Origin of the sequence: Streptomyces bicolor (assembly GCF_000719285.1) — a bacterium.
In the GTDB taxonomy this organism is placed as follows: Bacteria; Actinomycetota; Actinomycetes; order Streptomycetales; family Streptomycetaceae; genus Streptomyces; species Streptomyces bicolor.
This window is the reverse complement of record NZ_JOFS01000030.1, coordinates 81,482-93,829: the sequence shown is the minus strand read 5'-3', so window position 1 is coordinate 93,829 and position 12,348 is coordinate 81,482. Positions and strand designations below refer to the sequence as shown.

Genomic DNA, 12,348 nt, shown 5'->3' with positions numbered 1-12,348 from the left:
GGTACGTCACTTGCCGAGAAGCTTCTTGATCTTCTTGGCGTCGCCCGGGGCCATCTCGGCGTTGCCGGTGAGGCGACGCGTCAGACGGGACGACTTGTGCTCGAGCAGGTGGCGCTTGCCGGCGCGCTCACGGAGCACCTTGCCGGAGCCGGTGACCTTGAAGCGCTTGCTGGCACCGCTGTGCGACTTGTTCTTCGGCATAGCGCCGTTCTCTCCTCGTAGATGGCGCTCCGATGCCCGGTCGTGAAACCGGGCACGGTGGAGCGTCGCTCTTGTATCGGTTACGTCCTGGGGACCTGGATCCCCCGGGATCACGCCTCGGCGGAAGCCTCGGCAGGGGCCTCGGCGATCTCGGCGTCCGCGGCGTTCTGCGACTTGCCGGGGTTGGCCTTCGCTTCGGCCTTGCGGGCTTCCTGCGCCTGGCGGGCCTCGGCCATCGCCTCGGTCTTCTTCTTGTGCGGACCGAGAACCATGATCATGTTTCGGCCGTCCTGCTTCGGGTTCGACTCGACGAACCCGAGGTCCTGAACGTCCTCCGCGAGCTTCTGCAGCAGTCGGTAGCCCAGCTCGGGCCGGGACTGCTCGCGACCACGGAACATGATCGTGATCTTGACCTTGTCGCCCTGCTTGAGGAACCGGACGACGTGACCCTTCTTGGTGTCATAGTCGTGCGGGTCGATCTTCGGCCGGAGCTTCATCTCCTTGATGACCGTGTGCGCCTGGTTCTTGCGCGCCTCACGGGCCTTCATGGCCGACTCGTACTTGAACTTCCCGTAGTCCATGAGCTTGCACACGGGCGGACGGGCGTTCGCCGCTACCTCGACGAGATCGAGGTCGTACTCCTGGGCAAGCTCCAGTGCCTTGGCCAGCGGGACGATGCCCACCTGCTCGCCACTGGGACCGACAAGTCGCACCTCGGGAACGCGAATCCGGTCGTTGATGCGGGGCTCGGCGCTGATGGATCCTCCTCGGTTAGCACCACACGGCGGTCTGGCGGACAGCCGCGTATGTCTTCTTTCGTAAGACCTAACCGCGCCGAAGCACAAAAAATGCCCCGGACGATCACAGGCGGGGCTCCAAAACACTACCGGAGCACCGCCGCGATGATCGCGGGGCGCGATTTCGGGCGACTCCATCGTCCGTACGGAACGATGGTGGCCACCTGACCGGGTGACCCGCCGTCCCAGAGGACGGTCAGGTGGGAGATCGGAGCCTCCACTTGTGGGCTGAGCACATACGTGTCCAGCCGGTCGTTACACAAGGTTAGCAGCATCCCGGGGGTGGCGCGAACCGGTGTGCACCGGGGCCTATCGTGTGAGGCATGAGTGACACCTCCCCCTCGAACACCCCCGAGACCTCCGGCCCGACCGACTTCGACGCCATGACCCGGGACATCGCCGAGGTCCCCGCCGTCGAGGTGATCGTGACGGTCGCCGTCAACCTGATGAGCGCCGCCGCCGTGAAGCTCGGTCTGACCGACGAGGGCGACAAGTACAAGGACCTGGACGAGGCCCGCAAGCTGGTGCACGCCCTCGCCGGGCTGCTGGACGCGAGCACGACCGAGATCAGCTCCTTCCACGCGGCCCCGCTGCGCGACGGCCTGAAGTCGCTGCAGCTGGCGTTCCGCGAGGCGTCGATCGTCCCGGACGAGCCGGGTCAGGGGCCGGGCGAGAAGTACACGGGCCCGGTCTACGGCTAGTTCATCCGCGTACGTACAGGGGCTCGCCCGGAGGTGTCGTCCCGGCCGGCAGCAGTGCCAGGTCGAGGCCGCGCAGCAGGCGGGCCCTCAGTGTTTCGTCGGCGGCGAGCCGCTCGGCGACCGCGCGGGCGGCCTGGGCGGGTACGGCGGACTCGTCGAGTACGAGGGCGAGGGTGCCGTCGGCCTGTCCGGGCCCGAGGTGGGCGCTGAGCACGGCGGGCTCGGCGGCGACGGCGGCGCGCACCGCCTCCCGCACGGCCGGGTCGGCCAGCGGATCCGTGGTGGTACGCCCCTCGGCGAGCGCGAGCAGGGCCCGCCCCGTCAGCTCGTAGGGCACCGGACCGGCCATGTCCAGCACGATCGTGTCCGCCTTCTCGTGCACGGCGGCCTGCAGGGCCTGGTGCAGGGGTACGGCGACGGGGCGGGCCGCCGGGTCCCAGCGGGCGAGGGAGTCGGTGGACGTGAAGGCGGGCAGGGCAGTGCGATCGCCGGCCTTCAGGGTCGGTACGGCCATGTCGCTGGTCTTCTCGCGGCGCAAGCCGTTCTCGTCCTCCTCGACCTCGCCGAGCACGGCCACGACGGGGACGAGCAGCCGGGCGTCCTTGAGCGCCGCCAGGACGGGCCCCTCGGCGGTGCGGTCCTCGGCCCAGGCGGCGAGCGCTGCGCTCAGCCGGGGATCGGCGGTGCCGTCGTCGTCGGAGAAGGGAGAGTCGGGAATGTTCTTGTTCGCCACGGTCACCGACCCTATCGGGGGGATGCTGCTGCGCTTGTGCGGCCCCGGAAACCGTGCCGTGACACACCTCTGCGCAATCTGCGTTTCTCTGACACAGATCTAACGTCCGTCTAACGGCACGCACAGACGCCGCCTCCACGATCGCGGACATGGAGTCCTCCGGAGCCCGCCGAAGCCGCCGCGCTCGTCCGGGAAAGCGCCGCTCCCTTTGGTACGGCGCCCTCGCCGCCGTCACCGTCCTCGGCGGTACGGCCGCCGGAACCGTGTACATGAAGGCGCAGGCGCACTCCGGGGGGAGGGCCGTATCGTCGGCCGCGTCGCCGTCGGCCTCGCCCTCGCCTTCGGCTGCGGTCCCAGTGAGCGGGGAGGCATCGGTGGAACCTGTGGCGCGGCCGACGGTGGATCACGACGAGCTGCTGGCGACGGCCATGGAGTCGGTGGACATCCCGGACGGGGCCGAGGTGTCGGTGGCGGTGCTGGACACGGAGTCCGGTGAGAGCGCCGGGTACGGCGACGGCGCCTTCGACACGGCGAGCATCGTCAAGGTCGACATCCTGGCGGCGCTCCTGCTGCGGGCGCAGGACGAGGGGCGGGAGCTGACTGCGGCGGAGCAGTCGTACGCGAGCGCGATGATCGAGAACAGCGACAACGCCGCCGCGTCGGAGCTGTGGCGGACGATCGGGCGGGCGGAGGGGCTCGACGCGGCGAACGAGCGCTTCGGGCTGACGGAGACCGAGGGCGGCGACGGGATGCTGTGGGGCCTGACGCAGACCACGGCGGCCGATCAACTCCAGTTGTTGCGGCAGGTGTTCGTGGGCGAGGAGTCCGAGCTGAGCGAGGCCTCGCGGACGTATCTGAGCGGGCTGATGGGGCAGATCGCCGTGGGCCAGCGGTGGGGGGTGTCGGCAGCGGGCGACAGCGACGCGTGGGCGCTGAAGAACGGGTGGCTGCCGCGTACGGCCACCGGGCTGTGGGTCATCAACAGCGTGGGGCGGGTGACGGTCGACGGCCATGGCTGTCTGGTGGCCGCGCTGTCCCACGGCAACGTGACGCAGGCGAAGGGGATTTCGCTGGTCGAGGCGACGGCGGTGGCGGCGGTGTCGGTGTTCGCCGGGGAGGGGGCCGCCGGGGCGTCCGCTGCCCCGTCGGTGTCCGCCACGGCGGCGTCGTAGCCGATCAGGCACCCTGGACCGGCATCCGTTTCCGGTCGCCCTTCGGTTCGAACGTCAGTAGCCTGACGCGGTGCCGTCGTCGGACCTCCTGTCCCGAGCCCTGTCGGCCCCCCGTCGATCCGCCCCTGCGGCCGCTCCCGGCGCCGGTGGCGGACCTTCTTCGCGCCCTCGATGCCCCGCCGCGGCTGGCTGCCCATCTGCGTGCCGTGCACGACGTCGCGGTTCAGCTGGCCCCACGGATGTCGCGGAGCGCCAAGTTCCCTCCGGGCACTGGTGCTTCTGGTGGGGTTAGGCTCCGGCGCGCCTCAGAAGGCTGAGAAGCCTCAGAAGTCGTGGCGTCCGCGGCGGCCGCGCAGTACCACGACCGCTGCGATCAGCAGCAGGACGCCGGCGCCGCCCGCGAGCGCGGCGGTCCAACTCGTCGCGTCGTCGTCGGACTTGCCGGCTTCGGGGCCCGAGCCGAAGTACTGCTCGCCGTACGCCGCCGCCTGGAGGTTCTTCGGCTTGATGGTCGCGGCCTTCTTGATGGCGGCGGCCGGATCGATGAAGCCGTAGCCGCGGGAGTCGTCGCGGCCGTCGCTGGGGGCGTCGCGGGCGGTGTCCTCCAGGAGCTTCTTGATCTGGGCCGGGGTCAGGCCGGGGTGGGCGGCCTTGATCAGGGCCACCGCTCCGGAGACGAAGGCGGCCGCGGCGCTCGTGCCCCAGCCCTCGTAGTACTTGTGGTCGGGGTCGGCGATGACGACGTCGACGCCGGGGGCGCTGACCGTGGCGTACCAGCGGCGGGTGGAGAAGGAGGCGCGCGTGCCGTAGCGGTCGACGGCGGTCGCGGCGATGACGCCCGGGTAGGCGGCCGGGTAGGAGATGTGGTCGCCCTTCTCGCCGCCGTTGCCGGCTGAGGCGACGACGACGGCGCCCTTCTTCAGGGCGTACTGGACGGCCTCGTCCTCCCCCGCCTCGGGGTGGGCGGACTTGGAGTCGTCGCCGAGGGAGAGGTTGATGACGTCGGCGCCGTGGTCGGCGGCCCAGCGGATGCCTTCGGCGAGGGCGTTGCCGCGGGTGCTGCGGGCCTTGGCGCGGGCGGAGTCGCCGTCCTCCAGGATGACGCGGACAGGGAGGATCTTGGCCTCGGGGGCGATGCCCATGACACCGTCGCCGTTGCCGGCGCCGTGCCCGTGACCGGCGATGATGCCGGCCATCGCGGTGCCGTGCCGGGCCCAGGCGCGATCGCCGGGCTCGGCGCCGAAGCCGACCATGTCCTTGCCTTCGAGGACGTTGCCGGCCAGGTCGGGGTGGTCGGGCTCGACGCCGGTGTCGAGGACGGCGACGGTGACGCCGGCGCCCTTGGTCGTCTGCCAGGCCTCCTGGGTGTGCATGGCGTCCAGGGCCCACTGGCGGGCGCGTATCGAGTCGGCGTGCGCGGCGGTGGGGGGCAGGAGGGCGAGGCCGGCGGCGAGGAGGACGGCGAGCGGGGCGGTACGGCGGCTCATGAAGGTCCTCCGGGGCGTGGTCACCACGTTGGTCGTGCCGGGGTTCATGACGACTGCTCCGTGGCCGGGCCGACGTTCTTGCGCAGGGCGCGTTCGACACGGTCGGCGAGGCCCTGTGCCTCGTGGCCGAGGCCGGCCTGGGCGACGGCCGTGGTACTGCCGGACCGCATGGCCTCCTCGGCGGACTCGGGCTCGTCGACGGTGCGGTCGTCGGCCCAGCCGGAGACGGCGTAGACGACGACGGGGGCGTCGGTGAGGACGGACACGGTCCAGGAGGCGCGCTGTTCGTCGCCGAATCCGGCGGCCAGGGTGCCCTTGGGCGCGTAGGGGCGGGGCATGAGGTCGGTGCGGCGGTCCAGGCCCTGTTTGGCGAACCGGGTGTCGAGCGCGCGCATGGCCGCCGCGTCGGCGTCGGTGAAGAGCAGGCCGACGGTGGTGACGTGGCTCTGGGTGGCGTCGATGTACGTGGCTCGCAGGAGGCGCTCACAGCCGACCGGCGCGAGGGCCTTGCGCAGCAGCGGGTCGAAGGCGTTGGCGCAGCCGCTGTCCGGGGCTACGGCGATCCGCGTCCAGGTCCGGTCGGCGCCGCCGGGTCCCGCGCCCTTGCCGATCACCGTACGCGGGAACAGCTGGTCGACGGGGACGCTGTGCCACAGGCTCCCGGCCGTGGCGTAGGTGTCCTGCGCACCGCCGTCGCCGGGCTCCCCGACCAGCCAGCTTCCGGTCACGGACCCGCCGATGAGACCGAGCCCGAGCACGACGCACGCGGCGGCCATGGCGACCCGGGGCCGGATCCGCACTCCGAGGGGTCTCGGTCGCGCCCGCTCGTCGTACCCCTCGGGCTCCGCGAACGACACGAAGGGCCGCCCGGCGCCCGGGGACGCGCCCGGCGTCATGGGGGCGCTCCAGGAGAGGGCGGGGTCCGGGGCGAAGGAGGCGGGGTCTTGGCCGTTCGCGGGGTGTCCGGTGGCGTGGGCGGGCGTGGAGTACCCGGGGGAATGGCCGTTCGCGGGGTGCCCCGTGCCGTGGGTGGGCGCGGAGGCCGCATACCCGTTGCCCGCCGACGGGTGCCCGGCCGAAGGTTCCCGCTCGGGAGGCAGCGGGGCCGATACGCCGGGCCGCGGGGGTGGCGGGGTGGAACCGGGACGGCGAGTGGGGTCGGCGGGTGCCGGGCCGGGACGAGTGGCCGAGGCGGGAGGCATGGCGGCGGAGCCCTGCGCGGGCCCGCTCGCGGGCCGGAAAGGTGCGCCGCTCGAGCCCTGTGCACCGGAGGCGCCCGCCTGAGAAGGCACACCGGCCGAGCCCGGCGCGGGCCCGCTGCCGCCCGGTCGGGAAGGGGCACCGGCCGAGTTGCCCGCCTGAGGAGGCACGCCGGTGGAACCCGGCGTGGAGGGCGGCCGGTTGTCGGACTCGGGCGTGGGGGCCGCGGGGATCGGCCGGAGCCTGAAGGTGGTCTCCGCCGCGGTCTCGGCGGGGGCGCCCGTACGGCGCGGTGTCGAGGCCCGCTCGCCCGGGCGGGGCGGTATGCCGCCGGGCGCCGCCTGCCCGGCGGCCTCCTGGCGCAACGATCCGCCGCTCTCCGGGCGCCCGGCGGTGGGCGGCGCGTCCGGGAAACGTGCCGAGGCCCGGGGTGGGGGCGGGTCCATGGGGTCGGCGTCTCCGGAGGCGGAGACCCGCAGATCGGGAGTGTAGGGCGACGTACCTGACATACCGGACGTAATCGATGAATCGGATGCGCTGGCGGTGCCGGACGGGGGCCGGGCGGGGCTCACCGGAGCTCCCGGCATCGCAGCGGCCGCACCACGCGACGGCACGGGACCGGCCGAGCCCGGCCGCACGTCCCCACCGAGCATCGCCTCGTCCGGCAGGGCACCCGGGCCACGGCGTGCGGCCTCGCCCGGCATCCCGTACGGCGCCGCCCCGGACCCACCGGGCACCGTCCCGTCCGTCAAAGAGCCCGGCCCCCCGCTCGCACCGCCACGCACAGGCCCCTCGGTTCGTGAAGTCTCGTCGGGCGCCCATGTGGGCTGCGGGCCCGGAGCGGTCGGCTGGTCACCTTGCGCGTTGCCGGGCGTCGGCGGCTCCGTGGGGCGCGGCGGTGTCGTCGGGCGGGGCGGGACGGCCGGCGGTGGGGGCGCCGTAGGACGTGGAGGGACGGGGGCGCGACGCGCTTCCGTGCTCATGCACCCCCCGTTTCCTCATGTCCGGGCCCGATCTCCTGCGCGGGCCGTCGTTCCGTGTGCTGCCCTGCCCGGCGCGGACTCGTCCGACCAGGCACGCATACCCGCACGGGCGGAGCGTCATCCCGGCGCGGCCGTGGGCGTTCCACACATGCGTGCGCGTCACTCTACGGGTTGATGCAGGGCGAACGGGAACCAGTCCACGACCCTGCGTAAATCTGCCCGGAACGTCCCCCTACCCTGCGGTAATCCCGTCTGGCAGGCTGCGTTCATGACTGCGCGCGCCGCCGACCGGGCCCGTTACGACCGGGCCACCGCCCATCTCGACGCCCCTCTCGCGATCGTGGACCTGGACGCCTTCGACGCCAACGCGGAGGACCTGGTCCGCCGCGCGGGCGGGAAACCGATCCGCGTCGCGAGCAAGTCCGTACGCTGCCGGGCCCTGCTGGAGCGGGTGCTCGCGAAGGACGGGTTCGCGGGGATCATGTCCTTCACGCTGGCCGAGTCCCTGTGGCTGGCGCGCTCCGGCTTCGACGACGTCCTGCTCGCCTACCCGTCCGCCGACCGCGCCGGTTTCGCGGAGCTGACCGGTGATCCCAAGCTCGCCTCCGCCGTCACCGTGATGATCGACGATCCGGCACAGCTCCGGTTCATCGACGACGCCCGGGACGGGGGCCGCGAAGTGGTGCGGGTCTGCCTGGAGTTGGACACCTCGCTGAGGATGTTCGGCGGGCGCGTGCGGGTCGGCGCCCGGCGTTCCCCGCTGCACTCCCCCGCCCAGGTCGCCGACATGGCCCGTGCCGCCGCCCGGCGGCCTGGCTTCGAGGTGGTCGGGATCATGGCGTACGAGGGGCACATCGCCGGCGTCGGGGACGCGGTGGCGGGGCGGCCGCTGCGGTCGCGTGCCATACGGCTGCTGCAGGCGACCGCGCGCCGGGAACTCGCCGAGCGGCGGGCCGAGGTCGTACGGGCGGTACGGGCCGTCGTGCCGGGGCTGGAGTTCGTCAACGGCGGCGGCACCGGCAGCGTGCAGCACACCGCCGCCGAGGACTGCGTCACCGAGATCGGGGCAGGGTCGGGGCTGTACGTGCCGCGGCTGTTCGACAACTACACGTCCTTCAGCGGGCGTCCGGCCGCGCTGTTCGCGCAGCCCGTCGTGCGCCGGCCGGGGGTCGGGGTGGTGACCGTCCTGGGAGGCGGGTACCCGGCCTCGGGCGCCGCCGGGCACGACCGGCTGCCGGTGCCGTATCTGCCGGAGGGGCTGCGCTACGACCCCCAGGAGGGTCCCGGCGAGGTGCAGACGCCGCTGCTCGGCTCCCCGGCCGACGATCTGCTGATCGGCGACAAGGTGTGGTTCCGGCACGCCAAGGCCGGTGAGCTGTGCGAACGGTTCGACGCGCTGCACCTCGTCGAGGGCGACTCGGTGACGGCGACCGTGCCGACATATCGGGGCGAGGGCCGGACTTTCCTCTAGTCCGGCCCGGGCCGCTCCGTCCCCGTCGGGCGCCTTACAGCGGCGTGACGTACGCCCCCGAGATTCCGCCGTCTACCAGGAAGTCGGTGGCGTTCACGAAGGAGGAGTCGTCGCTGGCCAGGAAGGCGACGGCGGCGGCGATCTCCTCGGCCTCGGCGAAACGGCCGACCGGGATGTGCACCAGGCGGCGCGCGGCGCGCTCCGGGTCCTTGGCGAACAGTTCCTGCAGGAGCGGGGTGTTGACCGGTCCCGGGCACAGGGCGTTGACCCGGATGCCGTCGCGGGCGAACTGCACGCCCAGTTCGCGGGACATGGCCAGGACGCCGCCCTTGGAGGCCGTGTACGAGATCTGGGAGGTGGCGGCGCCCATCCGCGCCACGAACGACGCCGTGTTGATGATGGAGCCCTTGCCCTGCTGCCGCATGTAGGGGATGGCAGCCTTGCAGCACAGGTAGACGGAGGTGAGGTTGACCTCCTGGACCCGCTTCCAGGCCTCCAGGCCGGTCTCCAGGATGGAGTCGTCGTCGGGCGGAGAGATACCGGCGTTGTTGAAGGCGATGTCGACGCTGCCGTAGGTGTCGTACGCGGCCTTGAAGAGCGCCTCGACCTGCTCGGGGTCGGTGACGTCGACCTTCACGAAGATCCCGCCGACCTCCTCGGCGGCCGCCTTGCCGCGCTGCTCGTCGACGTCGCCGCAGACGACACGGGCGCCCTCGGAGGCCAGGCGGCGGGCGGTGGCGAGGCCGATGCCGCTGCCGGCGCCGGTGATGACGGCGGTACGGCCGACCAGTCGGCGGCAGATGTTTTCCTCGGTCGATGCGCTCACTGTGCGGGGCCCTCCGTGCTGATGAAGACGTTCTTTGTTTCGGTGAAGGCGGTCAGGGCGTCCGGGCCCAGCTCACGGCCGATGCCGGACTGCTTGAAGCCGCCGAAGGGGGTCCAGTAGCGGACGCTGGAGTGGGAGTTGACGGACAGGTTGCCGGCCCGGACCGCCTGGGAGACGCGCAGGGCACGGCCGACGTCACGGGTCCAGATGGAGCCGGAGAGGCCGTAGTCGGTGGCGTTGGCCAACTGGATCGCCTCCGCCTCGTCCTCGAAGGGGAGGACGACGGCGACGGGGCCGAAGACCTCCTCGACGGCCACGCGCGCGTGCGGATCGACGCCGGTCAGGACGGTCGGCGGGAACCAGAAGCCGGGGCCCTCGGGGGCCTTGCCGCGGATGCCGTCGGCGCCCGGGTCGACGTACGAACGCACGCGTTCCAGCTGCGCCTTGGAGATCAGCGGGCCCATCTGCGTCTGCTCGTCCGCCGGGTCGCCGACCGTCACCGCCTCGATCGCGGGGCTCAGCAGCTCCAGGAAGCGGTCGTAGGCGGAGCGCTGGACGAGGATGCGGGTGCGGGCGCAGCAGTCCTGGCCGGAGTTGTCCAGGAAGGACATCGGCGCGGCAGCCGCGGCGGCCTCGAGGTCGGCGTCGGCGAAGACGATGTTGGGGCTCTTGCCGCCGAGTTCGAGGGTGACGCGCTTGAGGAGCGCGGATCCTTTTGCCAACACCTGTTTGCCCACGGCCGTCGACCCGGTGAAGACGATTTTCGCGACGCCCGGGTGCTCGACGAGCGCGTTGCCGGCGACGGGGCCGTGGCCGGGCAGGACTTGGAACAGCCCCTCCGGAAGCCCTGCCTCCAGGGCGAGTTCGGCCAGGCGGAGGGCGGTCAGGGGAGTCGTTTCGGCGGGCTTGAGGATGACCGCGTTGCCTGCCGCGAGCGCCGGCGCCGTGCCCCATGCGGCGATCGGCATCGGGAAGTTCCAGGGGGCGATCACGCCCACGACGCCGAGCGGTTCGAGGATTGTCACGTCCAAGCCGCCGCGGACAGGGATCTGACGGCCGGTCAGCCGCTCCACTCCCCCGGCCGCGTAGTCGAGCAGATCGCGGACGTTGCCCGCCTCCCAGCGGGCGTTGCCGACGGTGTGTCCGGCCTCGCGGACCTCCAACTGGGCGAGTTCTTCGAGGTGTTCGTCGACGGCGACGGCGAACCGGCGCAGCAGCCGGGCGCGTTCGCCGGGTGCGAGGGCGGCCCATGCGGACTGCGCCTTCGTGGCCCGTACGACAGCGGCGTCGACGTCGGCCGCGGTGGTGGCCGGGACGGTGGCGACGACCTCTTCAGTGGCCGGATTGAGTACCTGGAGCTGGTCGGACAAGGAGGGCCTCACATGCGTTCGAAGGAGCGGCGCAGCTCCCAGTCGGTGACCGCGGCGTCGAAGGCGTCCAGTTCGACGCGCGCCATGTTGCGGTAGTGGGCGACGACCTCGTCGCCGAAGGCGGCCTTGGCGATCGGGCTGTTCTCCCAGAGTTCGGCGGCCTCGCGCAGGGTCGTGGGGACGTGCTCGAAGTCGGCGGCGTAGGCGTTGCCGGGGCAGGGCTCGGGCAGCTCCAGCTTCTGCTCGATGCCGTACAGACCCGCGGCCACCAGTCCGGCGACGGCGAGGTGCGGGTTGACGTCGCCGCCGGGGAGCCGGTTTTCGAAGCGCAGGGAGCGGCCGTGGCCGACGACGCGCAGGGCGCAGGTGCGGTTGTCGTGGCCCCAGGCGACGGCGGTCGGGGCGAAAGAGCCCGGCTGGAACCGCTTGTAGGAGTTGATGTTGGGGGCGTAGAGGAGGGAGAAGTCCCGCAGGGCGGCGAGCTGTCCGGCGAGGAAGTGCCGCATGACCTCTGACATGCCGCCTTCGCCGTCCCCCGCCATCGCGTTGTTCCCGGCGGCGTCCGCGAGCGAGAGGTGGATGTGGCAGGAGTTGCCCTCGCGCTCGTTGTACTTGGCCATGAAGGTGATCGAGACGCCCTCCTGAGCGGCGATCTCCTTGGTGCCGGTCTTGTAGACGGCGTGCTGGTCGCAGGTGACCAGGGCGTCGTCGTACTTGAAGGCGATCTCGTGCTGGCCGGGGTTGCACTCGCCCTTGGCGGACTCGACGGTGAGGCCGGCGCCGGCCATCTCGTTGCGGATACGGCGGAGCAGTGGCTCGATCCGGCCGGTCCCGAGCACCGAGTAGTCGATGTTGTACTGGTTGGCCGGCGTGAGGCCTCGGTAGTTCGCGTCCCAGGCCTGCTCGTAGGTGTCCTTGAAGACGATGAACTCCAGCTCGGTGCCGACGTTCGCCGTGTAGCCGTGCTCGGCGAGGCGCTCCAGCTGGCGGCGCAGGATCTGGCGGGGCGCGGCCACCACGGGTGAGCCGTCGTTCCAGGCGAGGTCCGCGATCAGCATGGCCGTACCGGCGTTCCAGGGCACGCGGCGGAGCGTGGCCAGGTCCGGGTGCATGGCGAAGTCGCCGTAGCCGCGGTCCCAGGAGGACATGGCGTAGCCGCCGACGGTGTTCATCTCGGTGTCGACGGCGAGGAGGTAGTTGCAGCCCTCGGTGCCGTGGTGGAGGACCTCGTCGAGGAAGAAGCGGGCGGCGAACCGCTTGCCCTGGAGCCGCCCTTGCATATCGGGGAAGGCCAGGACGACAGTGTCGATCTCACCGCTCGCGACGAGGGCGTGCAGCTCCTCGACGCTCAGCGGGGGTGTGCGGTCTGCCACGGGAGAGCCTCCTTGGGCCACTTCGGTCAGCCGG

Annotated in this window: 11 protein-coding genes and 1 pseudogene; 4 read left to right on the top strand and 8 right to left on the bottom strand. The window is 72.1% G+C overall.

Annotated elements, in window-relative coordinates:
* Nucleotides 1-6 precede the first annotated feature (6 nt).
* Together rpmI and infC are read right to left on the bottom strand one after the other, a co-directional pair.
* Nucleotides 7-201: a 50S ribosomal protein L35 gene (gene rpmI, locus IF78_RS0132055; RefSeq protein WP_007829094.1), complete on the bottom strand. Its 195-nt coding sequence runs from the start codon at nt 199-201 to the stop codon at nt 7-9.
* Nucleotides 202-311: 110 nt separating this feature from the next.
* Nucleotides 312-984, bottom strand: a pseudogene (gene infC, locus IF78_RS0132050) (translation initiation factor IF-3).
* A 337-nt stretch (nt 985-1,321) separates the two neighbouring features.
* Here infC and IF78_RS0132045 point away from each other — a divergent pair.
* Nucleotides 1,322-1,699: a DUF1844 domain-containing protein gene (locus IF78_RS0132045; RefSeq protein WP_031486717.1), complete on the top strand. Its 378-nt coding sequence runs from the start codon at nt 1,322-1,324 to the stop codon at nt 1,697-1,699.
* Between the two features lies 1 nt (nt 1,700).
* Here the strand turns inward: IF78_RS0132045 and IF78_RS0132040 are convergent, their stop codons facing one another.
* Nucleotides 1,701-2,432 (bottom strand): SseB family protein, encoded by a 732-nt coding sequence (locus IF78_RS0132040; RefSeq protein WP_031486716.1) that lies wholly within the window; start codon nt 2,430-2,432, stop codon nt 1,701-1,703.
* A gap of 149 nt (nt 2,433-2,581) precedes the next feature.
* On the opposite strand from IF78_RS0132040, the gene IF78_RS0132035 reads away from it, so the two are divergent.
* Nucleotides 2,582-3,604 (top strand): serine hydrolase, encoded by a 1,023-nt coding sequence (locus IF78_RS0132035; RefSeq protein ID WP_031486715.1) that lies wholly within the window; start codon nt 2,582-2,584, stop codon nt 3,602-3,604.
* Between the two features lie 323 nt (nt 3,605-3,927).
* Here IF78_RS0132035 and mycP read toward each other — a convergent pair whose 3' ends face one another.
* A complete protein-coding gene (gene mycP / locus IF78_RS0132030) occupies nt 3,928-5,139 on the bottom strand; it encodes a type VII secretion-associated serine protease mycosin (protein ID WP_051828326.1) in 1,212 nt (403 codons plus the stop codon).
* The gene (locus tag IF78_RS0132025; RefSeq protein ID WP_234439936.1) at nt 5,136-5,987 is read right to left on the bottom strand and encodes a hypothetical protein; all 852 of its coding nucleotides are present in this window, start codon (nt 5,985-5,987) and stop codon (nt 5,136-5,138) included. Before IF78_RS0132025 ends, mycP begins: the two co-directional genes overlap by 4 nt.
* Nucleotides 5,988-6,465: 478 nt before the next feature.
* Here IF78_RS0132025 and IF78_RS48605 point away from each other — a divergent pair, with 478 nt between their 5' ends.
* Nucleotides 6,466-6,783 (top strand): hypothetical protein, encoded by a 318-nt coding sequence (locus IF78_RS48605; RefSeq protein WP_031486712.1) that lies wholly within the window; start codon nt 6,466-6,468, stop codon nt 6,781-6,783.
* A gap of 759 nt (nt 6,784-7,542) precedes the next feature.
* Nucleotides 7,543-8,745 carry an amino acid deaminase/aldolase gene (locus IF78_RS0132015; protein ID WP_031486711.1) on the top strand — a complete coding sequence of 401 codons (1,203 nt, stop codon included), beginning with the start codon at nt 7,543-7,545 and terminating at the stop codon, nt 8,743-8,745.
* A gap of 34 nt (nt 8,746-8,779) precedes the next feature.
* Here the strand turns inward: IF78_RS0132015 and IF78_RS0132010 are convergent, their stop codons facing one another.
* Genes IF78_RS0132010 through IF78_RS0132000 form a run of 3 tightly spaced genes read right to left on the bottom strand, consistent with a single transcriptional unit; the run spans nt 8,780 to nt 12,314 of the window.
* Nucleotides 8,780-9,571 carry a 3-oxoacyl-ACP reductase gene (locus IF78_RS0132010; protein WP_031486710.1) on the bottom strand — a complete coding sequence of 264 codons (792 nt, stop codon included), beginning with the start codon at nt 9,569-9,571 and terminating at the stop codon, nt 8,780-8,782.
* Entirely contained in the window at nt 9,568-10,941 is a 1,374-nt protein-coding gene (locus tag IF78_RS0132005; RefSeq protein ID WP_031486709.1) for an aldehyde dehydrogenase family protein, read from the bottom strand. The genes IF78_RS0132010 and IF78_RS0132005 overlap by 4 nt, the downstream gene beginning before the upstream one ends.
* Nucleotides 10,942-10,949: 8 nt before the next feature.
* Nucleotides 10,950-12,314, bottom strand: a complete 1,365-nt coding sequence (locus tag IF78_RS0132000) for a glutamine synthetase family protein (protein WP_031486708.1) — start codon at nt 12,312-12,314, stop codon at nt 10,950-10,952.
* Nucleotides 12,315-12,348: the final 34 nt, after the last annotated feature.